Raw genomic sequence first — 26,973 nt, forward strand, 5'->3', positions numbered from 1 at the left:
ATGGAGAGCTGTCCGAGTGGCCGAAGGAGCACGATTGGAAATCGTGTAGGCGGTGTTAACCCGTCTCGAGGGTTCGAATCCCTCGCTCTCCGCCATTACATATAGTTTTAGGCCCGTTGGTCAAGTGGTTAAGACACCGCCCTTTCACGGCGGTATCACGGGTTCGAATCCCGTACGGGTCACCAAATAATGGAGGATTAGCTCAGCTGGGAGAGCACCTGCCTTACAAGCAGGGGGTCGGCAGTTCGATCCTGTCATCCTCCACCATTTTTTATACATCGCGGGGTAGAGCAGCCTGGTAGCTCGTCGGGCTCATAACCCGGAGGTCGGAGGTTCAAATCCTCCCCCCGCAACCAAAATGGTCCGGTAGTTCAGTTGGTTAGAATGCCTGCCTGTCACGCAGGAGGTCGCGGGTTCGAGTCCCGTCCGGACCGCCATTTTATTTTTAAAGAAGTAGTTGTATTTTTCTAGTGACAGTATAAACTGTTCATAGAGAAAATATAAGCATGGCTCGATAGCTCAGTCGGTAGAGCAGTGGACTGAAAATCCACGTGTCGGCGGTTCGATTCCGTCTCGAGCCACCACTTTTTTTGCCGGTCTAGCTCAATTGGTAGAGCAACTGACTTGTAATCAGTAGGTTGAGGGTTCAAGTCCTTTGGCCGGCACCATGTGGAGGGGTAGCGAAGTTGGCCAAACGCGGCAGACTGTAAATCTGCTCCCTCTGGGTTCGGCGGTTCGAGTCCGTCCCCCTCCACCATTTTTATTCATATAGGGGTATAGTTTAACGGCTAGAACGGCGGTCTCCAAAACCGCAGATGTGGGTTCGATTCCTACTACCCCTGCCAATATTAATTATGGCGGTTGTGGCGAAGTGGTTAACGCACCGGATTGTGGTTCCGGCATTCGTGGGTTCGATTCCCATCAGCCGCCCCATTTTTATGTTGGGCTATGGCCAAGCGGTAAGGCATCGGACTTTGACTCCGTGATGCGCTGGTTCGAATCCAGCTAGCCCAGCCATTTATGCGGAAATAGCTCAGTGGTAGAGCACCACCTTGCCAAGGTGGGGGTCGCGGGTTCGAATCCCGTTTTCCGCTCCATTTTTAACGCGAGTCACACATAAAAGACCGCATTTCATAAATGGCGGCATAGCCAAGTGGTAAGGCAGGGGTCTGCAAAACCCCTATTCCCCGGTTCAAATCCGGGTGTCGCCTCCATACATCATTTTTCCTTTTAAACCTGCCGGGGTGGTGGAATTGGCAGACACACAGGACTTAAAATCCTGCGGAGGGTGTACCTCCGTGCCGGTTCGAGTCCGGCCCTCGGCACCAACTTCATTAATTTACTGACTTGGCGGTGTGGCGGAATTGGCAGACGCGCACGACTCAAAATCGTGTTCCAGAGTGCCGGTTCGATCCCGGCCACCGCTACCACTCATTTAATTATACGTAAACAGGTCCCGCTGCCGGGAGCTGTTTTTTTTTCTGTTGGTGGAAATAATGCAAAATACTAGATGATTTCATGATATAATAAAGAAATCATATATATTCATAATAGTAAGAATTTTCTAAATAATTTCCTTTTACATAAAAAGGGGGAATGCATATGAAACCTATAAAACCAGTTAAATCAAAAACATCTATAAAAACAAAAGATCTGCATGAAGACCTCCACATTAACTATACGTTAACACATACTATTCATTCGACGGTATTTGTGACATTTTTTTTCGAACAGAATGAGATTGAAGATTTTAAAACGATTATTTTAGAACGTCTTCCTGCAAATCACCAGACTTACATTGAAGAGAATATGAGAAAGTGGTTTGAAATTGCTGAGGAAATCAACCTGCATATTCATCACAAATATTAAACAATAAAACACACCCAGAGATGGATGTGTTTTGTTGTGTATATCGTTTTTAAAAAGAGAAAGCCGGCTGTTCTGCATCTAGAATGATAGTGGAAGCTTCTCCACTGTGTATTTGATGAAACATTTTTGAGGAGGCTGCCAAAAGCTTTACCGCTTCTTCTTTTGGAAGAGAGGGAGGAAGATAGAAAAGCTGGAGTGCTTCTTTACTTTCTATTGTTGTTTTTGTCCGGTGGGAATCAACAATAGGGCTTCCAAATGCTCCTTTATCATCAGCAGAAACAATTTTTCCTTCAAAATTATTGTCTCTTCCATTTAGTCCTTCATATGTATCGCTTTCCCCGCCGACTTTTATCGTTACGGTTCCATGTAATGCAGAAGCATCGTAAATTCCAACAGGAAGCATATACTGGATGGAAAAAAAGTTGTTTAAATCAACGGCAGAATGAACAAAAGAAAGAGCTCCGGTTTTTTTCACTGTTCGTGCCAGTGATTCATGGGAAGGGCGGTATCTGGAAGGATCGGTGCCAATCGCCTTGAAAATTTTCCTCCATTCTAAAATACCTTCTTTTTCTGTCAGAGGCAGCTCCTGCAGTTCCGTATGCATGGTTTCCTGATAAAACTGCAGCCGGCCTTTAATCATTTTAGGGGAGTCCCCAACTATGATATCCTTATAGTGAATCACTCCAATTTTTAGTCCGGGAGCTGTATCGAGTAAAGATTTATCGAGCAGGATTTGTTTAATCATATAAAAACTCCTTTGTCTCTTAATAAAATGAGTTTACTATAGTATGGAATGAAGAAAAAGGGGAGACGGCGATTGCCTGAAGAAACGCTGAAAGAAAAATCATATCCTACGCCAAAGAGATCGGTATTGATAAGGTTGGATTCGCTTCCGCCGATCCATTTCTAACGTTAAAAGATAGACTGATTACGCAGCAGCAGCTTCAGTATCAGTCTGGATTTGAAGAAAAAGATATAGAAAAAAGAACCCATCCCTCGCTGCTTATGGAAGAGGGAAGAACGATCATTTCTATTGCTCTTGCCTATCCGTCTAAATTAAAAAATGCACCCAAAAGTATAAAAGGAGACAGGCGGGGTATATTCTGTCGTGCTTCCTGGGGAGAAGACTATCATAACGTATTACGTAAGCGCCTCAGCAAGCTGGAAGAGTACGTGAAAGAATTAGATCCACAGGCACAGTGCCGGTCCATGGTGGACACAGGAGAGCTCTCAGACAGAGCGGTAGCTGAAAGAGCAGGTATCGGCTGGAGTGCTAAAAAACTGTGCAGTTATTACCCCGGAGTTTGGTTCCTATGTGTACCTGGGTGAAATGCTCACTACGCTTGCCATCGAGCCGGATGTTCCGTTGACTGATCAATGCGGATCGTGCAATATATGCGTCGATGCCTGTCCGACAGATGCCCTGATCCAGGGAGGACAGCTTGATGCCAATAAATGCATTGCGTTTTTTAACGCAGACAAAAATATGCTGCCGGAAAGATACCGCAAAAAAATCGGTAACCGTATATACGGGTGTGACACCTGCCAGCAGGTATGTCCAAAAAAACAAAGGGGTGGACTTTCACACCAAAAAGAATTCGAACCGGATCCGGAAACGGTTAAGCCTAATTTAAATTCCCTTCTGCATATGAGCAATAAAGAATTTAAAGAACGATTTGGTTCCATCGCTGGTTCATGGAGAGGCAAAAAGCCGATCCAACGTAACGCCGTTATGTGCATTAGGAAACTTTAAGAGGAATCTGCTGTGCCGGAACTTAATGAATTAATTAAAAATGATCCAAGACCAGTGATCCGCTCGTCCTGTGCATGGACTCTGGGACAAATTGGCACCCATGAAGCAATTGTAGGATTGGAAGAAGCTTATATGCTTGAACAGGAGTCCGAGGTTCTGGCGGAGCTGGAAACGGCTCTTGGTCTTCCAGTGAAATAGAAAAGGGGATGCTTGAATGACAAATATACTGTATTATACAGAAGTGACAAGCCCTATCGGTCCACTTACCCTATTTTCTTCCCGCAAAGGGCTGATGTCTATTAAATTTGCAGGCACCGCAGAATCCGTACCGTCCTTTAAGGTCTGGGCTGTGAGATACAAAGGCACCGATATTGAATTAGAAGAAAACGCGTCTGTTTTTAAAGAAGAAATCCAGCAGCTCAGAGAATATTTTGAAGGACACGTACAGATTTCGATGTAGCGTATGACTTGGAAGGAACGTCTTTTCAACAGGCGGTCTGGAAAGCGCTTATTGAAGTTCCTTACGGAAAAAACAGCTTCGTATAAAGAAATTGCTGCTGCTGCCGGTTCAGAAAAAGCTGTCAGGGCAGTCGGGAATGCCAACAATAAAAATCCTATTCCTATTATGATACCCTGTCATCGTATAATAGGAAGCAATGGAGCGCTCGTCGGATACGGCGGGGGACTTGATAAAAAACCTATCTCCTGGAAATAGAAAAAGAACAGACAGCTCAAGAACGGAAAGTCAGGTAGAGCGTTACAGAAAGGAAACATGCAATGAGCAACCATATCGTATTGTACCAGCCGGAAATCCCGGCTAACACCGGAAACATAGCGAGAACGTGCGCAGGAACCGGTACACATCTTCATCTGATCCGGCCGCTTGGATTTTCAACAGAGGATAAAATGCTGAAGAGAGCGGGCTGCGATTACTGGCCGGACGTTAAGATCCATTATTATGATTCTTTGAGGAACTGGCTGAGACCTTTCCGGACGGCATATTCTATTTTATAGAAACCGTAGGAAGCAGAACTTATTCCTCTATTGATTACAGCAGCAGAGAAGAAGACCTCTTTTTTGTATTTGGAAAAGAGACAAAAGGTATACCTCAGGAACTTATCGACCGCTATGCGGATCAATGCCTGAAAATACCGCAGAATGATTTGATTCGTTCCCCTGAATCTATCTAACACAGCGGCCATTATTATTTATGAAGTTCTGCGCCAGCGAGAATTTCCAGCAGCTCACATAAAACCACAGGCTCTTCTAAAGAGCCTGTGGTTTTATAAGATACGTTATCATTTTACTTTTTGTGCGCCTTTTCGTCAACGCCGGCAGTGAAAATAGAAGCTAGAAACATGACACAGATGCCAAGCAGCAGCAGAAGTTTCATCTTCATCGTCCTTTCTATGTATCAGTCTATGCTAATAGTATAACCTACTGATACCAGTGTGTGAAATGGTATCTGGATTACAGGTCTTTAAGTTGGTATAATGAATACAGAATCATTCGAAAAAACAGGAGGCATTAAATTATGTATGTAGTAATGAACGAATTAAATGTGCCGGCACCTGCGCGCGGCCAAATGAAAGAACGATTTGGAAAAAGCGCTGGAAATATGAAAGAGGTGGAAGGCTGCCTGGATTTCATGTTTTTAGAACAGGAAAAAGAAGATGCGCCGCTTGTCGTATTCACGAAGTGGGAATCTAAAGAAGCTTACCAGAACTGGCTTCACAGCGACCAGTTTAAGAACGCTCATAAAGAAAAGCGGGAATCCAAAGAGAAGAGCCCGGCTTCTGGAAGCGAATTAAAAGAATTTGAAGTCGTTCATCATTTATAATATAAAAGCCTGCAGCTCTGCTGCGGGCTTTTTAAAAGAAAAGGTTGCACTGCTATGAAAAATACATATTTAACAAGTCATTTTCCATTATTCGCCATTCTGCTTTTCAGTCTGTCTTTCGCTGTGTATACAGAGCGTCAGGTAAGCAGCTTTCTTCAGGATATTGGATTATATCAGGGCATGATGGAAGTTATGTCTGAAGCAGGTATCAAAATAAGTATTCTGCTGTTCTGCATGCTTTTTTATTTTATGCTGTTCGCTGCGTTTAAGCTGATAGCCGGAACCATTCTGGAGCTCTCCCTGCTGTTTTTTTCCAAAGATCAGGAGGGGGAGGCCCTGCAGAAAATCAGGGGAGGCAGCTGGATTTATCTGGGGGCCGGACTGATTTCGCTTCTGCTTGTTTCTTCTGCAGCGGCGCTTGGCGGTCTTTTTTTGACAGCAGCCATTGTTTATTTTACGTATTTTTTATTTCGGACAAAAGATTTCATTTCAGCTTCGGGTTTAATCGGGGTGTTGTTTCTACATGGAAGCTTTTGGACCGCTTTGTTTTTATCGATAGGCTATACCGGACTGCGCCTGTACAAACAGTTTTATAGAAAGTCTGCCTGTCTTGTAATGGATAAAAAATCAGGCGTCTCTGCTGCAGACTGCAGAGAGAGTCTGCCTGAATAACATATAAATCAAAAGATCATTCCATCACCTTTTTCCACCATACCAGGGCAGGCTTTTCGTTTTCGATTGCAGCAAGAGAGGCAGGCTGATCTTCGCCAATCCAGACTGCGGTGGTGTAACGTTCATTATACCCTGCAAACCACAAGTCTTTTTCCTCATTCGTTGTGCCCGTTTTTCCTCCGAACGATTCAGCATCTATTTTTGCTGCGGTTCCTGTACCGGATACTATAACTTCCTCCAGAAGAATCCGCATTTCCTGATTTGTTTCCTCCGACCAGACTATCTTTTCTTTATCTTCCCATTCGTAAAGCACTCTTCCTTCCTCGTCCTGGACGCTTGAAATAGCCCGTGCCGGCGTATAACTTCCATTATTGGAAAACGCAGTGTAGGCGTTCGTTAATTCCAGCGGGCTGACTCCCCGGCTGAATCCTCCCAAAGCAGAAGCGGGAGTATGGTCGGTCGAAGTTACGTTATCAAATGCAAAACCTTCCAAATAGGAAAAGGATTCGCTGATGCCGGTTTGTTCAAACAGGCGGAGGGCGGAGGTGTTGTAGGAAGCGGCAAGCGCTCTTTTCAATGATACCGGCTGGTTAAGGCCGTCTTGAGATACACAATACTCTTTAATACATATATCTTTTGTTTCCACCATTGATATAGAGGAGACGTCAAACGTTTCTATATAGGGCGCATAGACAAGAAGCGGTTTAATCGTGGACCCCGGCTGACGGTATGCCTGAAATGCCCGGTGAAATTCTCCATTTTGATAATTTTTCCCTCCAATGGCTGCAACTATTTCATGATTCAAATGATCAATTGTAACAGAGGCTCCTTCAGCAGCATCATTTGACAGAACAGAAGCGGCCGCCTCATTCTGGGCCGCTTGAAGGCCGCTGTCAAAATGCGTGTAGATATGAAGGCCGCTGTTCATCAGCTCTTCTATCCGCTTATCCAATTCTTCAGACACTGCCTGTTTATCATCTTCCGATGCTGTTTCCGCTTGTTTGGAGTATCCTTCTTTATCCGCAACAAGTTCACGGAATTCGTTTTTTACGAGATCTTCGTAATCCGGCGACAGCGAGGCTCTTGACGTTGGTTCTATTACATTAATAGGAGCATCCAGCGCCGTTTGATAGTCTTCTTCGGTGATCTTCTCTGTATCGAGCAGTTTCTGTAGAATCCAGCCCTGGCGTTCCAGCGTGTGATCCTTATTATCAATTGGATCGTAGTACGTGGGATTAGCGGGAACCGCCGCTAAAAAGGCTGTTTCTGCCAACGTAAGGTCGCTGCTCGATTTAGAGAAGTATGCCTGGCTGGCAGTTTCAAAGCCGTAAATACCACGGTTAAAATAAATAGTATTAATATACATTTCCAGTATTTCCGTTTTGGAATAGGTATTCTCCAATTCAACAGCATAAAGCACTTCTGCTATTTTACGCTCGTAGGTCTGGCCATGGTGAAGAAATAGGTTTCTGGCCAGCTGCTGCGTAATAGTACTGGCCCCTTCTTCAATAGAGCCCGCCTGAGCGTTAGCAAGTACCGCACGAAGGACCGCAGAGGCATCGAGACCTTTGTGTTCAAAAAACTGCTGATCTTCTGTCGAAAGAAATGCCTGCTTAACTACTTCCGGGGTTTTTGTCTGCTTTGTATACAGACGATTCTGTTCGTTATGCCATTCAGCAAGAACGTCATTTTGGGATGTATAAACAAAGCTGTTGGTCGGTATATGAAAAGTTTCTTTATCTATAAGATGATCCAGGGTTTGGGAAGGGGAAGTATAATCGTTACTCCCGCAACAGCTGCTGCCAGAAAAACAGTAAGCGCAAGAAGCATAACGATAAAAAGCGTACCTGCTTTTTTATTCAAAGGAGTTCCTACTTTCTTTCCAGCTTTCTTTATATTTATATCGGCATCAATTCGAAAATAAAAAGCTAAACTCTCCTTTTTTGGAGAGTTTAGCTGTCTGCTGGTGAAAGAGGGGAACGTATAGGAGAAAAAGAAGTGTTTTCTTCAATTCGGCGTATCATAAAGGGCTGGTTATTTTCATCAATTTCAATCGGGAAAACGTTAATTTCTTCTTCCGTTTCCGAGGTTTCTTCCGTACCGGCCCCCTGGAAAGACAGGTCAAGTTCCTGATTGGCAATAACAGGCTGCATAGTCACAGGTGCATCTTTTCTCCACGATACGGATTCTCCGTTATCAATGTAGAAAGATTGTTTATAGCCGCCTAAAAGAGAGTTGCCGGCTGAAGACTGCAGCTCTTTTTCTACATATAAAGTGTAAATGCTGCCCCGCTCCATTTCTTCATCGGGAGGGATGATTTTGATTTCCTGATCGGTCGTGAGCACAAGTACAGAGGTTAATTTTTCATCGTTCTCATCGGTAATATAAATATTTGCGTCTGTTAAAGAATCTGAGTTAACCGCCTGGTTTAGAGTAAGCGTCCATATATCGCCTCTGGCTATTTTTACAGGAGTATTTATATCTTTAAATGTGCTGCTGTTTTTTACTTCATACATTTCTACATTCTCAATTTCGTCGGCGCTTCCATCAATGGAAGCCTGATCTTCCGGATAAACAGGATGGGCGATATTGAATTCCTCCGGATCCGGATAGCGCAGAGAATAGTAAATCTGCAGTGTGTTCTCGCTTATATTCGTTTGTTCAATATTTATTCTATAGCCTGTTGAGTTTTTTTCCCCCCATGCCATAGTCAGCTCCTCATCATGTAAAGAATAAGATAATCCCGGCGGGGAGGTATTTACTTCATCAGCCACGGAGTCCAGGGTAAGCATGGAAGCATGCCCTGGAAAAATAGAGAACGCGAGAACTATGGAAAAGAGAACCCATAGTATCTTCATAAAATATCCCCTTATTGTTACGTGTCCGTTATAGTCTGGAAACCATTCTTTAGTCATTGTTACACATTTGTCACATACTTTTTCATTTTAGGCTATAGTATTGATTTTATCCTATATGACCGCCAACTAGCAACTTCTATTTAACAGAAGACAATGATTGTCCTTGTAAATCAATAATGATACATTATAATAGATATGAAACGGAGGAAAAGAAATGAATAATATCGCCCGTGAAATATGGGATTGGGTCAAAACATTTATTATCGTTATATTGGTCGTACTAATCGTAAGACAATTTTTATTTGCAAACTACATGGTGCACGGTGAATCCATGATGCCTACAATAGAAAATGGAGAGCGTCTGATTATTAATAAAATTGGATATGAATTTGGAGAACCGGATCGTTCGGATATGATCGTTTTTCACGCTGATGAGCAGAGCGACTATATTAAAAGAGTGATCGGAGTACCTGGAGATCATATTGCATTTGAAAATGATGTTTTGTACGTCAACGGAGAAGCGCAGGATGAAGCCTATCTGGAGCCGTTTAAAGAACAGTCATCCGGAACAGGATTGTTTACGCAGGACTTCACGCTGGAGGAAATAACCGGTCAGAGCACTGTGCCGGAAGGCTCGGTATTTGTAATGGGGGACAATCGTTTAAATAGTATGGACAGCCGTCAGCTTGGCTTTATTGAAACAGAACAAATTGTCGGTAAAGCAAACCTGCGCTATTGGCCGATTGAGGAATTCAAGTTAATAGGATAAGCGAAAAAGCATCTTTCTTCCGGGAAGGTGCTTTTTTATTATTCCGACTATGTTAAGAGCCCGTTTTCTATAAGCGGGAGTAATTGACGGGCTGCTGCCAAAAAAGATACAATGGCTACCGTTCGTTAGTTTCGGGAGGCAGATCAAATGATGAAGATAAAAGTAAAACAGGAGGCACTAAAGCTGTTTGCTGATAAGGGATATGATGGAATGAGTTTATCAGCGCTTGCTGAAAAGCTTGGGATGAAAAAGCCCTCCCTTTATAATCACATCGAAAGCAAGGAATCTTTGTTTCTTGAAATTGTGGATGAGGTGTTCTGTTCATACGTGGAGTATGTAAAAGAGTCTATATTGTTAAAAAGTGAAAGCAACGTAGAATACCGTTTAAAGGAAGTATTAACATCAACAGCGCGCTTTTTAAGCTTGAAAGATCAAGGCATGCTCTATATGAGAGTGCTGACATTCCCTCCCAGACACCTGCAGCAGAGTATACTGGGGAAATTCTCAGCCTATGAAGGAGAAACCGACAGCATGCTGGCAGAACTCATGGAAGAGGGGATCGCCCAGCAGGAAATAGAGCCGGGAGATACCACAGTGTATCTGCAGGCGTTTTACGTAATTTTAGACGGAATATCGACAGAAATGCATATTTATGATGCAGCAGCAGTAGAAAAGAAAACAGAAGCGGCATGGTTTGTTTTCTGGAAGGGTATCCGCAGTCGCGGTCAGGTGGAAAAGTAATGGAATGGATTGGATGGTATTTAGGGCTGTTTGTTATGGCTGCAACTCCCTGGCTTGAGCTTGTCATTGTTATTCCAATTGGGATTGGCGCGGGGCTGCATCCGGTTCCTGTAGCTATTGTTTCCTTTATAGGAAACGCGCTGCCCGTACTGCTTATTATTTACGGTATGGACTGGCTAAGGAAAAAACGGTGGTATCAGCGCCTAATACAGAAACGAAAAGAGAAAACCGATACCAAAGAGGAACATGCGGACCCGAAGAAACTGGCTAAAAAAGAAAAACGCCAGCAGAGAATGAAACGTATTTTTGATAAATACGGGATTCCGGGTATTGCCCTCGCCGGGCCGGGCATCACGGGCATACATCTGGCTACTGCTTTAGCCATGGGATTTCAGGGAGAAAGAAAGCAGATCGTTGTATGGATGAACGTTAGTCTGGCAGTGTGGACTATTGCCATGACTATTGCTTCTGTAACAGGAATGGACTGGCTGATGGGCTGGTTTGGATAAAAAGAAAAGCTGTACTGCCTGAGGCAGTATAGCTTTTTGAGCATTTACCGGAAATTACTGCCAGTGGGACTGGATAAATTCATCCCGTCCTGACTGCTTCCGGTCTTCTTTATATTCTTTTTCGTGTGTTTTATAAAAGTTCTGGTGATAATCTTCCGCAGGATAAAACGCGGAGGCGGGTTTAATTTCCGTAACGACAGGCTGTGAAAATTTTCCGCTCTGTTCCATGTCTTTTTTAGACTGCTGTGCAGATGTTTCCTGTTCTGCATTATGATAAAAAACAGCGGTACGGTATTGTGGACCGCGATCCTGAAACTGCCCGCCGTCGTCGGTAGGATCAATCTGCGGCCAGTACAGTCTCAGCAGTTTCTCATAAGGAAATAAAGAAGGGTTAAATTGAATCTGCACGGCTTCGTAGTGGCCGGTTTCTCCTGTTTTTACTTCTTCATAGGACGGATTATCCACGTGACCGCCCGTATAGCCGGAGGTAATGCTGATAATGCCTTCAAGCTCATCAAAAGGCTGTACCATGCACCAGAAGCATCCTCCTGCAAATGTAGCTTTTTCATAATTCCCAGTCTTAGTCATTCGTATCGTCTCCTTTTCAGCCAAATTGTAGCATAGTTGGGAAATAATTTTACAGTAGAAGGCTCGTACCTGCGTTAAAGGGTTGAAGGATAAGCTATAGAGGAGTAAAATGACAAAATATTACTATAATTTTGTACATACTATTGGAGGACGAAAAAATGGATCAGGTAACTTTGTTTGTGAACAAATATTTTGCTGTATTTGTGCTGGCCGCCGCTGGTGCAGCTTTTCTTCTGCCGGATGTATTTGTTGGTATTACAGCTTACATTACATTGCTGCTCGGTATTATTATGTTTGGCATGGGAATGACTCTTAAGGGAGCGGATTTTGGAATTATCGCTAAAAAACCATTTCCGGTAATTGTAGGCGTAATCGCTCAATTTGTTATCATGCCGGCCGCTGCCTTTTTAATTGCGCTGCTTATGCAGCTGCCGCCTGAGATCGCCGCCGGTCTCGTTCTGGTCGGTGCTTCACCGGGAGGAACCGCTTCTAACGTTATGGTTTATTTAGCTAAAGGGGACGTAGCGCTCTCTGTAGCAATGACTTCGGTTTCCACTATACTGGCTGTTGTGATGACGCCGCTGCTTCTCTTACTGTTTGCAAATACGTGGCTTCCTGTGGATGCAGGAGCGATGCTTCTTTCGATTGTACAGGTCATTTTAATTCCGATTACGCTTGGGATTGTGGTAAGAAAACTGCTGCCGGCTGTAGTAGATAAAGGAACAAAGATACTTCCTGTCGTTTCAATGGCAGCAATTGTAGCTATTGTGGCAGGAGTATTAGCTGCCAACAGAGAAAATGTTATAGAGACAGGAGCGCTGGTTATCGCAGCTGTGATTCTTCATAATGGTTTCGGTCTGCTGCTTGGCTATGCGGCAGCAATGTTTATGGGGCTGAACCAGGCACAGCGGCGCGCGGTTTCGCTCGAAGTCGGGATGCAGAATTCCGCATTAGCCAGCCAGCTGGCGACTGTTCATTTCACACCGCTTGCTGCGCTTCCGGCCGCCGTATTTTCCGTTTGGCATAATATATCGGGACCGCTTCTTGTCTCATGGTGGGGAAGAAAAAACCGCGCATAAAAAGAAGGGGGAGGAGCATACTTGTCCGCTAAATTGGGAATACTTTTATTATGGGCTCTCGCCGTCGTGTATTTAATTTTTTATGCACCGGCCGGAGAGCAGTATACAATGGAGCAGATGCAGGCTCTTTTTACATTCGAACAAACCAGTATGAATCCGCTCGTTATCGCTTTATTCAACTCGCTGGGAGTCTGGCCGCTGCTTTTCACTGCTTTCCTATTTACCGATCCGGGCAGGGGACGCCTTAAAGCATGGCCTTTTGTGCTTCTCTCTTTTGGAGCAGGGGCCTTTGCACTGATGCCCTACATCGCTCTTCGAAAAGAATCAACGCACCTTATCAAACCGGGTACAGTTGGGAAAGTAACCGGTTCAAAAGTATTTGCAGGCCTGCTTGTGCTCCTGACAGGAGCACTGATTATTTTTGCCATCGGCAGCTTTCAGCCGGGTGGATTATGGGAAGCCTTCTGGTCTTATCATTTAGTACACACGATGGTCATTGATTTTCTATTATTTGCAGTGCTGGCTGTATACATGATTAAAAAAGATGCTGCAAAACGAAAGCGGACGCTGACTTCTAAACAATGGCTTCTGTTTAGTATTCCGCTGCTCGGAACAGCGCTTTATCTGCTGTATCGTCCGGGCTGGAAAAAAAGCAGATATTCTTATAAAAAGAGATAGGAGAAAAAAATGACAACGTTAAAATGGGGCATTTTAGGACCAGGTACGATATCCATTAATTTTTCCAAAGCGATCAAAGCAGTAAACGGACATGTTCACGCCGTGGCATCGAGAAGTCCGGATCGGGCACAGGCTTTCGCAGATACGTATGGAATAGATCATGCCTACGGAAGTTACGAAGAACTGCTTGAAGACGATGATGTGGACGTGGTTTATATAGCAACCCCGCATTCGCACCACTTTGAATGGGTCATGAAAAGTCTTGAAAAAAACCGCCACGTATTTTGCGAAAAAGCGATCACGGTAAACGACAGGCAGCTGCAGATTCTAAAAGAAGAAGCGGAGAAACGCGAGCTTATTTTAGCGGAGGCAATGACGATTTATCATAATCCTCTTCATAAAAAAGTAAAATCCTTTATTGAAGAAGGCGGCATCGGTAAAGTCAGCATGGTTAACGTCACATTTGGCATGTTTAAAGACTTTGATAAAAACGATCGTTTTTTCAACAAAGACCTGGCTGGTGGAGCCCTGCTTGATATTGGCACCTACGCTTTAACATTCGCCAGATATTATTTAACTGCTGCACCCAATGAAATTGTGACGCTTGGCACTACAGCCTCAACGGGTGTAGACGAACAATCAGGAATTGTATTAAAAAATGAGCATCAGGAAGTAGCCGTGGTATCATTGGCACTGCGGGGGAATATGCCTAAAAAAGGGTTGATTACCGGCTCGCAGGGTTATATTGAAATGGACGATTTTAACCGGGCTTCCCGTGCAGATATTGTTTATAATGATGGCACAGCTGAGACGCTGGAAGCGGGAGAAACAGCCAGAGCCCTCGAATATGAGGTGGAGGCAATGAATCAGATGGTTATCGGCCGCAGCAATGATGGGACCCTGAAGCTTACTTCGGACGTAATGAAGATTATGGATGAAGTACGCAAACAGTGGGGCCTTCAGTTTCCTGGAGAATAAAAAAGATGAGCCAAAAACGGCTCATCTTTTTTTTGGATTTAATATGTGTGTCTGCAGCTTTATTTTTTTGCAGGCGCAGGAATATAAGGAGAGATATTCCAAATTTCAGATGCGTACTGCATAATGGTGCGGTCACTGGAAAACTTGCCGGAATGGGCAATGTTGGTAATACTCATTTCCTGCCATTTATTCCACTGCTGGTATGTCTGATCGATCATTTCCTGTGCTTCCACGTAGCTTTCAAAATCTTTCAAAACGAAATATTCATCATTATCGCGAAGCAGATGGTAGTAAATATCTTTAAAGGCGAGCTCGTCCCGGCCAAAGAAACCATCATGAAGCTGATTAATCATGTGGTGAAGCCGCTTGTCGCTTTGATAAATAGACTTCGCGCTGTAGCCGCCTGTACGGTGGAGTTCTTCAATTTCAGATTCTTCCATACCAAACAGGAACATGTTCTGCGAACCTACCATGTCTTTAATTTCAACATTGGCGCCGTCAAGTGTACCCAGCGTTAGAGCACCATTCATCATGAGCTTCATATTACCGGTACCGGAGGCTTCTTTTCCGGCGGTGGAAATCTGCTGGCTTACTTCAGATGCCGGAATAATCATTTCGGCAAGACTGACGTTGTAATTTTCGAGAAAAACGATTTTAATTTTATCGTTAATCGAAGCATCATTGTTAATCTGATCGGCTGCTGAAACGATCAGCCGGATTACCTGTTTGGCAAAATGATAGCTTGGTGCTGCTTTTGCACCAAAGATAAACGTCCGTGCCGGTATGTCCGCATTCGGATGGTCTTTTAGGTATAAATAGCGGTTAATGACGTAAAGAATATTAAGAAGCTGGCGCTTGTAGCCGTGCAGCCTTTTAATCTGTACATCAAATATCGAACGATCATCAATAATAAGCCCTGTTTTTTCTTTAATATACCGGGCCAGATTTTGCTTGTTAAACTGCTTGACTTCAAACAGCTTCTCCTGAAACGAAGCATCTGTACTATAGCGGAGCAGTTTAATCAGATCTTTCGGGCGTTCCTTCCATTCCTCTCCAATAGATGAGTTAATCAGTGAGGTTAACTCCGGGTTTGCCTGCATCAGCCAGCGCCGGTGGGTAATGCCGTTTGTTTTATTATTGAATTTCCCTGGAAACAGACCGTAGAACTGTTTCATCTCTGATCTTTTGAGGATTTCTGTATGCATTTTAGCGACGCCATTTACGCTGTAGCTGCCTACAACGGCCAAATGCGCCATACGAACCTGGCCGTAGCTGATAACCGCCAGTTCATGAATAACCGACCGGTACTCCGGGTGATCGTGATAAACCATCTGGCAGAAGCGTTCATTTATTTCTTCAGTAATCATGTATACACGCGGCAGCAGCTGGGAAAATAAAGGTACAGGCCACTTTTCGAGCGCTTCGCTTAAAATGGTATGGTTCGTGTAGGCTACCGTATTAGTGGTAACATGCCAGGCTTCATCCCATCCAAGTTCTTCTTCATCCATAAGCAGACGCATTAATTCCGGGACAACTAATGACGGATGAGTATCGTTAATCTGAATGCTGATGTATTCGTGAAGTTTTAAGCAGGAATGACCGGTGCGCTGCTTAAAAAGCTTAACAATTGTCTGAAGTCCGGAGGAAACGAGAAAATACTGCTGCTTCAGACGAAGCATTTTTCCATCCATATTGGAATCATCAGGATATAAAAACTCAGAAATTCTTTCAATGGAGCGCTTGGATTCTAAATGATCATAATAGCTCTGCTTGTCTCCGGCATAGAAACCATCTTCACTCTCAAGAGGCTCTGCGCTCCAGAGCCGGAGCGTATTGATCGTTTCATTGTTATAGCCTTTAATAGGCACATCATAGGGGACAGCGGCAACTTTTTCAGTATCCAGAAGAGAAACCTTCATTTTCCCATTCTCTTCGTATGTTTCTACGCGTCCGCCAAAACAGATCACCGCAGTAAGATCCGGACGTTTTGTTTCCCAGACGTAAGGTTCGCGCAGCCAGTAATCAGGAAGTTCCACCTGGTTGCCGTCTACGATTTTCTGCTCAAACAGACCGTACTTATAGCGGATCCCGTAACCGTGGCCGGGAATCTGCAGCGATGCCATAGAATCCAGAAAGCACGCAGCCAGCCGTCCCAGGCCGCCGTTTCCAAGTCCTGCGTCCTGTTCACACGCGAATATGTCCTCCGGAACAAACCCAAGGTTGGTAAGAGCTGCTTTCATTGGTTCGAGCCAATGCATATTCAAAAGATTGGATTCCAGTAAGCGTCCCATCAAAAATTCCATAGAAAAATAATAAACAGTGCGGGGATTCTGCTCTTTGTAGCGTTTTGTCGTTTGAAGCCATTCGCTGTTAAGATTTTCTTTTACGATAGAACTTACCGCAATATATATTTCTCTGGAAGTAGCTTCGTTGATAGTCGTCCCCAGTTTTTTTTCGAGGGTCTGGCAGATGGAATCCTGAAGCTGTTGTTCATTCATTATGACTCACTTCTCCTTTTATCATGAAAGCTGCTGATACAAATCCTGATAGACACGGGCAGAAGTTTTCCAGTCTACTTCCGCTTTATAAATATTCTCCAGCAGAGCGGACCACTGGCTCTCGTCTGCGTAAACTGTAAGAGCATGATCGATGCAGCCGAGCATTTCGTATGCATCGGACTGATGAAAAGTAAATCCATTTCCCGTGCCGGTTTCGGGATTAAATGGGTGAATAGTATCTTTTAATCCACCGGTTTCTCTTACAATAGAAGCCGTTTCATAACGCAGCGCTATCAGCTGGCTCAGACCGCACGGTTCAAAGCGGGACGGAATAAGTAGAAAATCCGCACCTGCATACATTCTCCGGGCCAGTCCCTCATCAAAATAAGTCCGAATCGAAGCCTGCTCCGGATAATGGGAGGAAATATCCCGGAAATACTGCTCCAGGCCGGGATCTCCGGTACCAAGCAGCACAAATTGAACAGGGCGTTCCATCAATTCAGGAAATACATCAGCTACCAACGGCAGCCCCTTTTGGTCAGCAAGCCTTGTTACCATGGCGATGAGAGGGATATCTCCGTTTACCGGAAGTCCCAATTCAGCCTGCAGGCTTTCTTTGTTGCTGCGCTTTTTTTCCGGTGAGTGGTGATAGGGATGGGGAATATAAGAATCATTTGCCGGATCGTATGACGCTGTATCAATTCCATTTAGAACACCGCGCAGAATGTCGGATTTATCGTTTAGAAGAGAATGCATTCCTTCTCCAAAAAATGGACTTTTAATTTCTTCAGCATAGGTCGGACTGACGGTCGTAATTAAATCGCTGTGATGCACAGCCGCCTTCAGGCAGTTGATAAGTCCGTTCCATTCCATGCCGAAATAATGCTCTCCACCTAAATTAATCAAATCATCAAATGCAGAATTCTGCAGAATACCCTGGTACTGCAGGTTATGAATTGTAAACACGGTTTTGTAATGCAGGCCGTATGCTTTCAAAAAAGCGGGTACGAGGCCGGTCTGCCAGTCATGGCAGTGAATAATATCGGGATCTTCCTCCAGATGGGGAAGAGCAGCAATAACAGCTTTGGAGAAAAAAACAAACCGTTCGCCGTCATCATAGTAGCTGTAAATATTAGCCCGGTCAAAATAGTAATTATTTTTAATGAAATAATACGTAATTCCTTTTTCCTTCAGTTTAAGTAAATCTGCACGCTGCCGGCGCCAGCCTAAATGAATCATTATGTCGGTTTTAACAAGCTCCAGCCTGTCCGCAAAATGGTCTTTCATAAATTGATTGTAATACGGAAGAATAACCTGTATATGATCGTCGCTGGTTTCCTTTAAAGCATGAGGGAGGGCACCCACCACATCGGCGAGGCCCCCTGTTTTAAAAAATGGCTGTGATTCAGATGCGGCAAATAAAAGATTCATTGGACATCTCTCCTTATATAACTGATCGTTTAGCTATGACATACGGACGATCTTCAATGCCCTTTAGTGTCGTCCCACTGGCAATCGTGCTGTCCTTATCAATAATAGAGTAATCTATCGTGGAATCCGCCTTAATATGACAACGCTGTAGAATAATAGAGTCTTTAACCACGGCTCCTTTTTCTACCGTTACGCCCCGGAAAAGAATACTGTTTGATACTTCTCCTTCAATGGTACATCCATTGGCAACCAAAGAGTGGGTAACCTCGGCACTGTCGCCGTATTTGGTAGGCGGCTCATCTTTTACTTTCGTATAAATCCGCTGGTTTTCAAAAAACAAAGTCTGGTAATGATCTGTATTAAGAAGCCGCATGTTCTGCTTGTAGTAGCTTTTCAGTGATTGGATAAACGCCGTATATCCTTCGTGATGATACGTCTGCACAGATAATTTATGCAGGTTATCTTTAATACCGTTTAAGAAAAAGTTTCTTTTTCATTGTTGATACCACTCATCTACCAGTTCCATAAAAGACTTTTCTTGATAATGTACATCCCGGTAAAAATAGAAGGGAGGCTTCTATCATGGGAAAAAGCAGTAACCGCTCCGTTTTCATCCGTCTGTAATTTAAGGTAGCTGTTATCCTCGCGGTCCTCATCGGATAAGCTGGCAGAGATTTAACGTGACATCTGCATTAGATGATATGTGCTTATCAAGTGCCTCAGAAATAGGCAGATTCATGATGCACTGACTTCCGCTGAGAAAAACATATTCCGCTGAGCTTCTTTCAAAAAAATCACGGTTATTATGAAAATGCTGAAGGTCACCGCGCGAAATATCAGACGGGTCGTTCCAGTCCGGCGGCAGAATAAAGAGCCCGCCGCGCTTTCTGTCTAGATCCCAGTCGGAACCTGTGCCTAGATGGTCCATGAGAGAGCGATATTTTTCACGTGCGAAAATTGCAATATCATGAATGTTGGCATTACTCATATTGGAAAGCGTAAAGTCAATCAGCCGGTACCTTCCGGCAAAGGGGACGGCAGCCCCGCTTCTAAAATATGTTAACTCATTAAGGTTGCTGTACTCGGAATCTAAATTTATAACACCCATCATTTTAGCCATAGTCTAGCCTCCTATTATTATCGTTGATTGCTTGGCAGATATTGTTTGAACGAAGTATCGTTGTCGACAACCATGGAGTCTTCTGCCTTGTCGAATGTAATAACGCAGTTGTCGGGTATAACGGTTCCGGCCGGACGATAACTTTTTCAAGCGTGACATTGCTGCCGATTTTTACTTCCGGCATAATAACTGAATCCTTTATAGTAGATCCGGCTTCCACACGTACTCCCTGGAAAAGAACGGAGCGCTTTATATGACCAAGTACATGGCAGCCCTCATTGATAAGGGAATTGGAAACGGTTGCTTCCTGCCCCATATAGTGAGGAGGCTGATTAGGGTTTACGGTATAGATTCTCCAGCTTCTATCATGAAGACGCAGACCTGAATTATGATCCAGCAGGTCCATGTTGGCTTCCCAGTAGCTTTTAATCGTTCCAACGTCCTTCCAGTAGCCGTGGAAGGAGAAAGCTTTTAATTTCCGTTCATCCTCAAGCATCATTGGAATAATATCTTTACCGAAATCATGGCTGGATTCAGAATTTTCTGCGTCTTTAATCAAGTAATCGCGAAGGGAGGCCCAGGTGAATATATAAATACCCATGGAAGCCAGATTGTTTTTAGGTTCACTTGGCTTTTCCTGGAATTCAATAACTTCCATTTGATCATTTGTATTCATAATGCCAAAACGCGAAGCGTCTTCCCATGGAACTTCAAGAACTGAGATGGTAGCATCCGCATTTTCTTTTTGTGCTGTTCGAGCATGGCATCGTAGTTCATTTTATATATATGGTCACCTGAAATGACAAGAATATATTCAGGATCATATTGGTCAATAAACTGCATATTCTGGTAAATAGCGTCAGCTGTCCCTGAGTACCAGCCTCCGCCTTCCTGAACGGTAAAAGGAGGCAGGATGGAAATTCCTCCATATTTTCTATCCAGCTCCCATGGAGTTCCGGAGCCGAGATGACGGTTTAAATCCATTGGCTGATACTGCGTCAGCACCCCGACTGTATCAATGTTGGAGTGTGTGCAGTTGCTTAAAGTGAAATCAATAATTCTATATTTTCCCCCAAATGGGACAGCGGGTTTTGCGGTGTCTTTTGTCAACTGGCCGAGACGCTTTCCTTCGCCGCCTGCAAGCAGCATTCCAATAATTTCTTTACCCATTATGATTCCTCCTTTTAGTTGCCTTTCTTTTCTTAAAGTACAGCGTAGAAAACGGCGGTACTACTGTATCAATAGAGTGGGGCCTGCCGTGAAGAGGGCTTGGGGAAGAGGGGAGGTATAATCTGTTTGTATAACCACTGCCCCCGAACTCCTCTTCATCGCTGTTAAATACTTCCTGGTACAAACCGGGTTCAGAAACGCCTATCCGAAAGTGAGGAAATTTCATTCCGGAGAAATTACACAATATCAGCAGCTCCTCTTCCTCACTCTGACGGGTAAAAAGAAGAATACTCTGCTCGCTGTTATCAGCGTCGACCCAGGTAAATCCTTCAGGCTGATGATCCTGTGCATACAAAGCCGGATGGTTTTTAACAAATTTCTGAAGAGAAGCGACGTAACGCTGAAGAGCATGGTGAATCGGATACGTTAAGAGATTCCATGCCAGTTCTTCTTTATCGCGCCATTCGTCGTAAGCACCGAGCTCGCCTCCCATAAAAAGAAGTGTTTTCCCTGGATGGGATGCCATATAGCCGTAAAGAAGACGAAGCTGTGAAAACTGTTCTTCCTGGCTCCCGGGCATTTTATCAAGAAGGGATTTCTTTTCATGGACGACTTCATCATGGGATAGCGGAAGAATAAAACGTTCGGAAAATGCATACACACCGGAAAATGTCAGCAGGTGATGAAAGTCTTTTCTCTGCGTCCAGTGCATCTTCATATATGTTAATGTATCATTCATCCATCCCATATTCCATTTGAAATCAAATCCCAGGCCGCCGTCCTTCACAGGATGGGTGATCATAGGCCAGGCCGTGCTTTCTTCTGCGATCATCAGGGTGTCGGGCAGTCTATCGGAAACAGCGGTATTAAGCTGCTTCAGGAAATCCACTGCTTCTAAATTTATACCTTCTCCATGTATATTATAAACCTTGGCATCCATTTCCGTTTTTTCGAGATTGTAATAAATCATACTGGCAACCGCATCAACGCGAATACCGTCCAGATGGAGATCCTCCAGCCAGAATACCGCATTGGAGATTAAAAAAGATCTGACTTCAGGTTTGGTATAATCAAATACCAATGTTCCCCAGTTTGTTTTTTCAGCAATCATTGGATCATCATATTCATAAAGTGGTTTTCCGTCGAACTGCCTGAGGCCGTGGGAGTCTTTACAGAAATGTCCCGGCACCCAGTCCATAATAACTCCTATGCCCGATGCATGGCAGGCGTCAACGAAATACTTAAAGTCATCAGGAGTTCCGTAGCGGCTTGTAATAGAGAAATAGCCTGTAACCTGATAACCCCAGGATTGATCAAAGGGATGCTCGGAGATAGGAAGCAGCTCCACATGAGTGTATTCCATTTCCAGAAGGTAAGGTATAATGTGGGTGGCAAGCTCCCGGTAAGAATAAAACGTACCGTCCGGATGCTGCTTCCATGTGCCGGCGTGCATTTCATAAACGGCGATCTTTGATTCATAAAAGTTGGTGCGTGCACGTTCAGCGAGATACTTCTCATCGTTCCAGTGATGGGTTGATTTCAGCATCGAAACGGAAGCCGTATTAGGCCTGATTTCAGAAAAAACAGCATAGGGATCAGCTTTCAAAAGGACGCTGCCTTCTTCTGCTGTAATGGAGTATTTGTATGTAGCCTGTGCTTTCCATTCCGGGAAAAAACCGGTCCATACTCCTAAATCATCAATACGGTGCAGTTCGAAGCCTTCTCCTGTCCAGGCATTATCTTCACATGCGATGTGGATTTTTTCCGCATGGGGGGCCCAGACGGTAAAGCGCCAGCCTTTTTTTCCTTTATAAGTAATGTGGTGGCACCCAAACACGTGATGGCTGTGATAAAATGTTCCTTCATGAAAAAGATAAAGTTGCTCTTCTGTAATCCCGTACATATCCATTTGTATAACTCACCTAAATTCGTTTGACGTAAAAGTTTCGTTCCAGCAGTGCTGTCCTATTAATACTTATTCGCTGCATACAAAGGTATTCCCTTTTTTATAAGAAATTATTTATTTTTTCCCAACTTTAATACAAAAATATAAAATTAATGAAAGAAAGGAGCAGAATATATGTTTTTTGGAAAAGAAACGGTGCTTCCGGCTGCCCGTACAGCAAAAGAATTTGATGGTCTGTTAAAGAAAGAAGGGACTCACATAGTACTGCTCAATACCCACATTGCGCAGCTGAAAAGCATGATCCAGCTGGCCAAATCTGAAAATAAGAAAGTTATCCTGCACGCTGACCTTGTGCAGGGACTTGCCCATGATGAATATGCAGCCCAGTTTCTCTGCCAGCATATTAAGCCATATGGTTTAATTTCGACAAGAAAACAAATGCTTATCACGGCAAAAAAACATAAAGTTTTAGCCATGCAGCGATTGTTTCTGCTGGATTCACTGGCACTCGACACGAGTTTTCGATTAATAGATGACGTCAAACCGGACATTATTGAAGTACTGCCGGGTGTCATCCCGGGTATGATAACAGAAGTACTGGAAAGGTCCGGCATTCCCGTCGTAGCAGGCGGGCTTATCCGCAGCCGGGAAGAAGTAAATAGTGCTCTTCAAGCTGGTGCAACAGCAGTAACAACCAACCGGAAAGAACTCTGGAATCCTGATTTATAAAAAGAAAAGCTTTTCTCTTTACAATAATTCCACACGGGGTGTACAATAGCTGTAAGTTAAAATCAGGTCGGAGCCGCAGGAGAGACCGCAATATTTCTATACAGGACAACTGTATGGTCATATTGCGGTTTTTTTTACCTGATAAAATGGCGGTCCGACACTACAGGAGGGCGTAACTTTGAATAATCAAGCATTTTCAGCTGTATCCAGAGAGAGCAGATTAGAACAAATGAGCCGGGAAACGCTGGACGTTCTAGTAATCGGCGGAGGTATCACAGGAGCAGGAATTTCCCTGGATGCTGCCGCAAGAGGTATGAAAACAGGACTGGTGGAAATGCAGGATTTTGCAGCAGGAACTTCCAGTCGTTCAACCAAGCTTGTCCACGGTGGATTAAGATACCTTAAGCAGTACGAAGTAGGACTTGTAGCTGAGGTTGGAACGGAAAGAGCAATCGTATATGAAAATGCTCCACACGTGACGGAACCACAGTGGATGCTTCTTCCTTTAGTGGAAAACGGTTCTTTCGGTAAAACTTCAATGTCCTTTGGACTTAAAGTGTACGACAGGCTTGCTAAAGTAAAAAAAGAAGAACAGCGCTTTATGCTGAATAAAGAAAAAACGCTGGAAAAAGAACCGCTTCTTAGAAATGAAGGGCTCAAAGGCGGCGGTGTATACGTAGAATACCGGACAGATGATGCCAGACTGACCCTGGAAACAATAAAGCGTTCCATAGAGTTTGGAGCAAATCCGGTTAACTATGCCAGAGTGGAAGATTTTGTGTATGAAAATGGAAAAGCCGTGGCAGTAAAAGTAAAAGATACAGTAAACAATAAAGAGTATACCATTTATGCCAATCATATTATTAATGCTGCAGGACCGTGGGTTGATACGCTGCGTAAAAAAGACGGCTCCAACTTCGGCAAGCATCTTCGTCTGACTAAGGGAATTCACTTAGTATTCGATAGAACACGCTTCCCGCTGCGCCAGGCAACTTATTTTGATACGCCGGACGGCCGCATGGCTTTCGCTATCCCAAGGGACAACAAAACGTATGTTGGAACAACAGACACCGTTTATGAAGCAGATATCGCTTCCCCGAGAATGACGGAAGAAGACAGAAGCTATGTTCTTGAAATCTCCAACTACATGTTTCCTGAGCTCAAGCTCACCAAAGAGGACGTGGAATCAAGCTGGGCCGGACTGCGTCCGCTTATCTACGAAGAAGGAAAATCAGCTTCCGAGATTTCCAGAAAAGATGAAGTATTTCTTTCTGAAACCGGTCTAATCTCCATTGCAGGAGGCAAGCTGACAGGGTATCGCAAAATGGCTGAAAAAGCCGTTGATATTGTGGCAGAACGAATGAATATCCATGCTCCATGTCCGACTGAGCACATTCATCTTTCCGGCGGAGCAGTAGATGGATCTTCCGGATTTGATACGTACGTAAAAACACAGGCGTACCTCGGCGAGCAGGCAGGTCTGTCCAAAGATGAAGCCGAGCAGGTTATTGAATTCTACGGATCTAACGCACCGAACGTATTTGCTCATATTAAGAAACAGAAAAAAGACATTGAACAGGCAGGTCTTCCGTTAAAACTAGGCGGTCAGATTCTTTACGCGCTTGAAGAAGAAATGGCAGTTACACCGCTTGACTTCTTTAATAGACGTGCCGCTCTTCTGTTTTTCGGAATGAACGAAGTAGATAAATGGAAAGAGCCGGTCCTTGCTTTTATGAAGAAAAAAGCAGGCTGGAATGAAACACAGGCAGCTTCATTTGTGGAAGAGCTGGAAACGGAAATCCGTTATGCCAAGCATACAGAAGAAGAAGTAGAAACAGAAAGCGCCGTGCTTTCCTAATAATTTATGAACAGCAGAAGCGATCCGGCTTCTGCTGTTTTTTTATGGGATAAATGAGAGGAAATAAGGGTATACATACAACAACGCCGTCGGCAGAAAAGCCATTTTTTAATAATCATGGTAGAACGTGTATATGTTTACTATAATAAGAATATACAAACAGAAAAGAGGTCATGCGTAATGGACTGGAAAAAGAATTGGGAAAGATGGACATCTTTTTCATCTCTGGAAAAAGAACTTGATGAGGAGCTGAACGTTCTTTCCGAAGAAGAAACGCAGCTTGAGGACAGTTTTTACAAGTATCTGGAGTTTGGCACAGGCGGTATGCGCGGTGAAATGGGACCGGGTACAAATAGAATGAATATATATACGATCCGCCGTGCAGCAGAAGGACTGGCACGGTTTATAGAAAGCAGGGGAGAGGAAGCAAAAGCACGAGGAGTCGCGATAGCTTATGATTCCAGGCACCGATCCGGCTTATTTGCGATGGAAACGGCACGCACGCTGGGTGCACACGGCATTCAGGCATACATATTTGAGAACCTGAGGCCGACACCGGAGCTTTCCTTTGCGGTTAGGTATCTGCATGCTTTGCGGGCGTTGTCATTACGGCAAGCCACAATCCTCCTATATATAACGGGTTTAAAGTGTACGGCAAAGACGGCGGCCAGTTTCCTCCGGAGCCGGCAGAAGAGCTGGTAGACTTTGTAAACAGTGTCGAAAATGAACTGGAAATTGAAACAGCGGAGCAGAGTACATTGGAACAGGAAGGCCTGCTGAAAGTAATCGGGGAAGAAATAGATCTTCCGTACAATCAGCATTTAGAAACCATCCTGCTGGATCCGGAAACCGTAAAAAAGAGGGCGGAGATCTTTCCATCGTTTTCTCGCCGCTTCACGGAACCGCTCACCTGCCGGTAACGCGTATTTTTGAATCGAGCGGCTTCTCCAATGTGCATGTCGTAGCCGAGCAGGCAGAGCCTGACCCGGAGTTTTCCACGGTGAAAAGCCCGAATCCTGAAGAAAAAGCAGCTTTTGAGCTGGCTATTGAGCAGGGAGATAACTGGGAGCCGATCTGCTGGTAGCAACAGATCCGGATGCGGACCGGATTGGTATTGCAGTTAAAGCTAAAGACAACCATTACCAGGTTCTGTCCGGAAATCAGACAGGAGCGCTTATTCTGGATTTTCTTCTTTCCCAGCGTAAAGAAAAAGGGATCCTTCCTGAAAATGGAATCGTCATGAAAACAATTGTGACGTCGGAACTAGGACGCGTCATTGCTTCCCACTACGGTCTGGAAACGATGGACACGCTGACCGGATTTAAATTTATCGGGGAGAAAATCAAAGAATTTGAAGAAAGCGGCGAATACGTGTTTCAGTTTGGCTATGAAGAATCCTTTGGTTACTTGATTGCCGATTTTGTCAGAGACAAGGATGCCGTACAGTCTGCTTTGATTATTGCAGAAATGGCGCTTTGGCATAAAAAGAATGGCCGTACAATCTATGAAGCTCTTCAGGAGCTTTACGAAAAATACGGATGCTATCTCGAAGACCTGGATTCACTGACTTTAAAAGGAAAAGCAGGGGTCGAAAAAATCGAGGAAATTATGCATCATTTCCGCTCCAATCCGCCGGAAATCATCAGCGGTCAGAAAGTAACCTCGATGGAAGATTATCATACCGGGGAAAGAACATTTTTAACAGATGGTAAAAAGAAAAAATCGAGCTTCCGGTGTCCAATGTGCTTAAATTCAAGTTTGAAGACGACTCCTGGTTTTGTGCCAGGCCGTCCGGAACAGAACCAAAAGTTAAATTTTATTTCGGCGTAGTAAAAGACGATGTTAAAGAAGCAGAAGAGTCTCTGCTGCAGCGTAAAATGGACGTTATGTCCATCGTTCACCAGATGATTCAATAATATAAAAAAGA

Annotated in this window: 23 protein-coding genes, 15 tRNA genes and 4 pseudogenes; 31 read left to right on the forward strand and 11 right to left on the reverse strand. The window is 44.1% G+C overall.

All coding sequences use genetic code 11. From position 1 onward, the window contains the following. Nucleotides 1-2: 2 nt before the first annotated feature. The 16 genes from MMY81_RS18905 to MMY81_RS18980 all read left to right on the forward strand — a co-directional run bounded on the left by MMY81_RS18905 (nucleotide 3) and on the right by MMY81_RS18980 (nucleotide 1,869). Nucleotides 3-95, forward strand: a tRNA-Ser gene (locus MMY81_RS18905). A 15-nt stretch (nucleotides 96-110) separates the two neighbouring features. After that, a tRNA-Glu gene (locus tag MMY81_RS18910) sits at nucleotides 111-185 on the forward strand. 6 nt (nucleotides 186-191) lie between these two features. Then, a tRNA-Val gene (locus MMY81_RS18915) sits at nucleotides 192-267 on the forward strand. Between the two features lie 12 nt (nucleotides 268-279). After that, nucleotides 280-356: transfer RNA gene (locus MMY81_RS18920), tRNA-Met, on the forward strand. A 4-nt stretch (nucleotides 357-360) separates the two neighbouring features. Continuing rightward, nucleotides 361-437: transfer RNA gene (locus MMY81_RS18925), tRNA-Asp, on the forward strand. 71 nt (nucleotides 438-508) lie between these two features. Next, a tRNA-Phe gene (locus MMY81_RS18930) sits at nucleotides 509-584 on the forward strand. Between the two features lie 8 nt (nucleotides 585-592). Then, nucleotides 593-668, forward strand: a tRNA-Thr gene (locus tag MMY81_RS18935). Nucleotides 669-671: 3 nt separating this feature from the next. Then, nucleotides 672-757, forward strand: a tRNA-Tyr gene (locus MMY81_RS18940). A gap of 13 nt (nucleotides 758-770) precedes the next feature. Further along, nucleotides 771-845, forward strand: a tRNA-Trp gene (locus tag MMY81_RS18945). A 12-nt stretch (nucleotides 846-857) separates the two neighbouring features. Further along, a tRNA-His gene (locus MMY81_RS18950) sits at nucleotides 858-933 on the forward strand. Nucleotides 934-942: 9 nt separating this feature from the next. After that, nucleotides 943-1,017, forward strand: a tRNA-Gln gene (locus MMY81_RS18955). A 5-nt stretch (nucleotides 1,018-1,022) separates the two neighbouring features. Continuing rightward, a tRNA-Gly gene (locus MMY81_RS18960) sits at nucleotides 1,023-1,097 on the forward strand. A 42-nt stretch (nucleotides 1,098-1,139) separates the two neighbouring features. Continuing rightward, nucleotides 1,140-1,214: transfer RNA gene (locus MMY81_RS18965), tRNA-Cys, on the forward strand. 24 nt (nucleotides 1,215-1,238) lie between these two features. Then, nucleotides 1,239-1,328: transfer RNA gene (locus MMY81_RS18970), tRNA-Leu, on the forward strand. Nucleotides 1,329-1,349: 21 nt separating this feature from the next. After that, nucleotides 1,350-1,430 (forward strand) — tRNA-Leu (locus MMY81_RS18975). A gap of 172 nt (nucleotides 1,431-1,602) precedes the next feature. Next, a complete protein-coding gene (locus tag MMY81_RS18980; protein WP_252314081.1) occupies nucleotides 1,603-1,869 on the forward strand; it encodes a hypothetical protein in 267 nt (88 codons plus the stop codon). 49 nt (nucleotides 1,870-1,918) lie between these two features. Here the strand turns inward: MMY81_RS18980 and MMY81_RS18985 are convergent, their stop codons facing one another. Further along, nucleotides 1,919-2,614 carry a B3/B4 domain-containing protein gene (locus tag MMY81_RS18985; RefSeq protein WP_252314082.1) on the reverse strand — a complete coding sequence of 232 codons (696 nt, stop codon included), beginning with the start codon at nucleotides 2,612-2,614 and terminating at the stop codon, nucleotides 1,919-1,921. A gap of 98 nt (nucleotides 2,615-2,712) precedes the next feature. Here MMY81_RS18985 and queG point away from each other — a divergent pair. From queG to MMY81_RS19010, 6 genes and pseudogenes are all read left to right on the forward strand, one after another. Continuing rightward, nucleotides 2,713-3,820, forward strand: a pseudogene (gene queG / locus MMY81_RS18990) (tRNA epoxyqueuosine(34) reductase QueG). Nucleotides 3,821-3,836: 16 nt separating this feature from the next. Next, complete coding sequence (locus MMY81_RS34305) at nucleotides 3,837-4,082, forward strand: hypothetical protein (protein ID WP_308215399.1); 246 nt, start codon at nucleotides 3,837-3,839, stop codon at nucleotides 4,080-4,082. Between the two features lie 51 nt (nucleotides 4,083-4,133). Further along, the gene (locus MMY81_RS34310) at nucleotides 4,134-4,337 is read left to right on the forward strand and encodes a methylated-DNA--[protein]-cysteine S-methyltransferase (protein ID WP_308215400.1); all 204 of its coding nucleotides are present in this window, start codon (nucleotides 4,134-4,136) and stop codon (nucleotides 4,335-4,337) included. Between the two features lie 62 nt (nucleotides 4,338-4,399). Continuing rightward, nucleotides 4,400-4,963: pseudogene (locus MMY81_RS19000) on the forward strand (tRNA (cytidine(34)-2'-O)-methyltransferase). A 193-nt stretch (nucleotides 4,964-5,156) separates the two neighbouring features. Then, complete coding sequence (locus tag MMY81_RS19005) at nucleotides 5,157-5,462, forward strand: antibiotic biosynthesis monooxygenase family protein (RefSeq protein ID WP_252314083.1); 306 nt, start codon at nucleotides 5,157-5,159, stop codon at nucleotides 5,460-5,462. A gap of 54 nt (nucleotides 5,463-5,516) precedes the next feature. Further along, entirely contained in the window at nucleotides 5,517-6,134 is a 618-nt protein-coding gene (locus tag MMY81_RS19010) for a DUF5366 family protein (RefSeq protein ID WP_252314084.1), read from the forward strand. Nucleotides 6,135-6,150: 16 nt separating this feature from the next. Here MMY81_RS19010 and MMY81_RS19015 read toward each other — a convergent pair whose 3' ends face one another. The 3 genes from MMY81_RS19015 to MMY81_RS19020 all read right to left on the reverse strand — a co-directional run bounded on the left by MMY81_RS19015 (nucleotide 6,151) and on the right by MMY81_RS19020 (nucleotide 8,992). After that, nucleotides 6,151-7,890 (reverse strand): transglycosylase domain-containing protein, encoded by a 1,740-nt coding sequence (locus MMY81_RS19015; protein WP_256497963.1) that lies wholly within the window; start codon nucleotides 7,888-7,890, stop codon nucleotides 6,151-6,153. After that, nucleotides 7,875-7,997 carry a hypothetical protein gene (locus tag MMY81_RS33435; RefSeq protein WP_256497962.1) on the reverse strand — a complete coding sequence of 41 codons (123 nt, stop codon included), beginning with the start codon at nucleotides 7,995-7,997 and terminating at the stop codon, nucleotides 7,875-7,877. The genes MMY81_RS19015 and MMY81_RS33435 overlap by 16 nt, the downstream gene beginning before the upstream one ends. Nucleotides 7,998-8,086: 89 nt before the next feature. Then, on the reverse strand, nucleotides 8,087-8,992 hold the full coding sequence (locus MMY81_RS19020; RefSeq protein ID WP_252314085.1) for an Ig-like domain-containing protein: 906 nt from the start codon (nucleotides 8,990-8,992) through the stop codon (nucleotides 8,087-8,089). A gap of 214 nt (nucleotides 8,993-9,206) precedes the next feature. Between MMY81_RS19020 and lepB the strand changes: the two genes are divergently transcribed. From lepB to MMY81_RS19035, 3 genes are all read left to right on the forward strand, one after another. Next, nucleotides 9,207-9,761, forward strand: a complete 555-nt coding sequence (lepB, locus tag MMY81_RS19025; protein ID WP_252314086.1) for a signal peptidase I — start codon at nucleotides 9,207-9,209, stop codon at nucleotides 9,759-9,761. A 147-nt stretch (nucleotides 9,762-9,908) separates the two neighbouring features. Next, nucleotides 9,909-10,502, forward strand: a complete 594-nt coding sequence (locus tag MMY81_RS19030; RefSeq protein ID WP_252314087.1) for a TetR/AcrR family transcriptional regulator — start codon at nucleotides 9,909-9,911, stop codon at nucleotides 10,500-10,502. After that, nucleotides 10,502-11,011, forward strand: coding sequence for a small multi-drug export protein (locus tag MMY81_RS19035; RefSeq protein WP_252314088.1), 510 nt, complete (start codon nucleotides 10,502-10,504; stop codon nucleotides 11,009-11,011). Before MMY81_RS19030 ends, MMY81_RS19035 begins: the two co-directional genes overlap by 1 nt. A gap of 54 nt (nucleotides 11,012-11,065) precedes the next feature. Here MMY81_RS19035 and msrA read toward each other — a convergent pair whose 3' ends face one another. Next, nucleotides 11,066-11,599, reverse strand: coding sequence for a peptide-methionine (S)-S-oxide reductase MsrA (gene msrA, locus MMY81_RS19040; RefSeq protein WP_252314089.1), 534 nt, complete (start codon nucleotides 11,597-11,599; stop codon nucleotides 11,066-11,068). A 158-nt stretch (nucleotides 11,600-11,757) separates the two neighbouring features. Here msrA and MMY81_RS19045 point away from each other — a divergent pair, with 158 nt between their 5' ends. The 3 genes from MMY81_RS19045 to MMY81_RS19055 are packed head-to-tail and all read left to right on the forward strand — an operon-like array spanning nucleotide 11,758 to nucleotide 14,334. Beyond that, complete coding sequence (locus MMY81_RS19045) at nucleotides 11,758-12,678, forward strand: bile acid:sodium symporter family protein (RefSeq protein ID WP_120193557.1); 921 nt, start codon at nucleotides 11,758-11,760, stop codon at nucleotides 12,676-12,678. Between the two features lie 21 nt (nucleotides 12,679-12,699). Next, the gene (locus tag MMY81_RS19050; protein WP_252314090.1) at nucleotides 12,700-13,356 is read left to right on the forward strand and encodes a hypothetical protein; all 657 of its coding nucleotides are present in this window, start codon (nucleotides 12,700-12,702) and stop codon (nucleotides 13,354-13,356) included. A 9-nt stretch (nucleotides 13,357-13,365) separates the two neighbouring features. Then, nucleotides 13,366-14,334, forward strand: a complete 969-nt coding sequence (locus MMY81_RS19055; protein WP_252314091.1) for a Gfo/Idh/MocA family protein — start codon at nucleotides 13,366-13,368, stop codon at nucleotides 14,332-14,334. Nucleotides 14,335-14,393: 59 nt separating this feature from the next. On the opposite strand, the gene MMY81_RS19060 is transcribed toward MMY81_RS19055, so the two are convergent. The 6 genes and pseudogenes from MMY81_RS19060 to glgB all read right to left on the reverse strand — a co-directional run bounded on the left by MMY81_RS19060 (nucleotide 14,394) and on the right by glgB (nucleotide 22,462). Next, a complete protein-coding gene (locus MMY81_RS19060) occupies nucleotides 14,394-16,832 on the reverse strand; it encodes a glycogen/starch/alpha-glucan phosphorylase (RefSeq protein WP_252314092.1) in 2,439 nt (812 codons plus the stop codon). 21 nt (nucleotides 16,833-16,853) lie between these two features. Next, nucleotides 16,854-18,263 (reverse strand): glycogen synthase, encoded by a 1,410-nt coding sequence (locus MMY81_RS19065; protein WP_252314093.1) that lies wholly within the window; start codon nucleotides 18,261-18,263, stop codon nucleotides 16,854-16,856. 13 nt (nucleotides 18,264-18,276) lie between these two features. Further along, the gene (locus MMY81_RS34315; protein ID WP_308215401.1) at nucleotides 18,277-18,705 is read right to left on the reverse strand and encodes a GlgC family sugar phosphate nucleotidyltransferase; all 429 of its coding nucleotides are present in this window, start codon (nucleotides 18,703-18,705) and stop codon (nucleotides 18,277-18,279) included. A gap of 210 nt (nucleotides 18,706-18,915) precedes the next feature. After that, nucleotides 18,916-19,383, reverse strand: a complete 468-nt coding sequence (locus MMY81_RS34320) for a sugar phosphate nucleotidyltransferase (protein WP_308215402.1) — start codon at nucleotides 19,381-19,383, stop codon at nucleotides 18,916-18,918. A gap of 17 nt (nucleotides 19,384-19,400) precedes the next feature. Continuing rightward, nucleotides 19,401-20,553: pseudogene (locus MMY81_RS19075) on the reverse strand (glucose-1-phosphate adenylyltransferase). After that, nucleotides 20,546-22,462 (reverse strand): 1,4-alpha-glucan branching protein GlgB, encoded by a 1,917-nt coding sequence (glgB, locus tag MMY81_RS19080; protein ID WP_252314094.1) that lies wholly within the window; start codon nucleotides 22,460-22,462, stop codon nucleotides 20,546-20,548. Before glgB ends, MMY81_RS19075 begins: the two are co-directional and overlap by 8 nt. 171 nt (nucleotides 22,463-22,633) lie before the next feature. On the opposite strand from glgB, the gene MMY81_RS19085 reads away from it, so the two are divergent. From MMY81_RS19085 to MMY81_RS19095, 3 genes and pseudogenes are all read left to right on the forward strand, one after another. Next, nucleotides 22,634-23,188, forward strand: a complete 555-nt coding sequence (locus tag MMY81_RS19085) for a glycerol-3-phosphate responsive antiterminator (protein WP_252314095.1) — start codon at nucleotides 22,634-22,636, stop codon at nucleotides 23,186-23,188. A gap of 229 nt (nucleotides 23,189-23,417) precedes the next feature. Then, complete coding sequence (locus MMY81_RS19090; protein WP_252314111.1) at nucleotides 23,418-25,046, forward strand: glycerol-3-phosphate dehydrogenase/oxidase; 1,629 nt, start codon at nucleotides 23,418-23,420, stop codon at nucleotides 25,044-25,046. 180 nt (nucleotides 25,047-25,226) lie between these two features. Then, nucleotides 25,227-26,962, forward strand: a pseudogene (locus tag MMY81_RS19095) (phospho-sugar mutase). Nucleotides 26,963-26,973: the final 11 nt, after the last annotated feature.

The sequence above is a fragment of the Sinobaca sp. H24 genome, assembly GCF_023845525.1.

Bases quoted from the DNA above. Each gene is read 5' to 3' on its own strand.
- MMY81_RS18980 (WP_252314081.1), top strand. From the start codon at position 1,603: ATGAAACCTATAAAACCAGTTAAATCAAAAACATCTATAAAAACAAAA.
- MMY81_RS18985 (WP_252314082.1), bottom strand. From the start codon at position 2,614: ATGATTAAACAAATCCTGCTCGATAAATCTTTACTCGATACAGCTCCC.
- MMY81_RS34305 (WP_308215399.1), top strand. From the start codon at position 3,837: ATGACAAATATACTGTATTATACAGAAGTGACAAGCCCTATCGGTCCA.
- MMY81_RS19005 (WP_252314083.1), top strand. From the start codon at position 5,157: ATGTATGTAGTAATGAACGAATTAAATGTGCCGGCACCTGCGCGCGGC.
- MMY81_RS19010 (WP_252314084.1), top strand. From the start codon at position 5,517: ATGAAAAATACATATTTAACAAGTCATTTTCCATTATTCGCCATTCTG.
- MMY81_RS19020 (WP_252314085.1), bottom strand. From the start codon at position 8,992: ATGAAGATACTATGGGTTCTCTTTTCCATAGTTCTCGCGTTCTCTATT.
- lepB (WP_252314086.1), top strand. From the start codon at position 9,207: ATGAATAATATCGCCCGTGAAATATGGGATTGGGTCAAAACATTTATT.
- MMY81_RS19030 (WP_252314087.1), top strand. From the start codon at position 9,909: ATGATGAAGATAAAAGTAAAACAGGAGGCACTAAAGCTGTTTGCTGAT.
- MMY81_RS19035 (WP_252314088.1), top strand. From the start codon at position 10,502: ATGGAATGGATTGGATGGTATTTAGGGCTGTTTGTTATGGCTGCAACT.
- msrA (WP_252314089.1), bottom strand. From the start codon at position 11,599: ATGACTAAGACTGGGAATTATGAAAAAGCTACATTTGCAGGAGGATGC.
- MMY81_RS19045 (WP_120193557.1), top strand. From the start codon at position 11,758: ATGGATCAGGTAACTTTGTTTGTGAACAAATATTTTGCTGTATTTGTG.
- MMY81_RS19055 (WP_252314091.1), top strand. From the start codon at position 13,366: ATGACAACGTTAAAATGGGGCATTTTAGGACCAGGTACGATATCCATT.
- MMY81_RS19060 (WP_252314092.1), bottom strand. From the start codon at position 16,832: ATGAATGAACAACAGCTTCAGGATTCCATCTGCCAGACCCTCGAAAAA.
- MMY81_RS19065 (WP_252314093.1), bottom strand. From the start codon at position 18,263: ATGAATCTTTTATTTGCCGCATCTGAATCACAGCCATTTTTTAAAACA.
- MMY81_RS34320 (WP_308215402.1), bottom strand. From the start codon at position 19,383: ATGGCTAAAATGATGGGTGTTATAAATTTAGATTCCGAGTACAGCAAC.
- glgB (WP_252314094.1), bottom strand. From the start codon at position 22,462: ATGGATATGTACGGGATTACAGAAGAGCAACTTTATCTTTTTCATGAA.
- MMY81_RS19085 (WP_252314095.1), top strand. From the start codon at position 22,634: ATGTTTTTTGGAAAAGAAACGGTGCTTCCGGCTGCCCGTACAGCAAAA.
- MMY81_RS19090 (WP_252314111.1), top strand. From the start codon at position 23,418: ATGAGCCGGGAAACGCTGGACGTTCTAGTAATCGGCGGAGGTATCACA.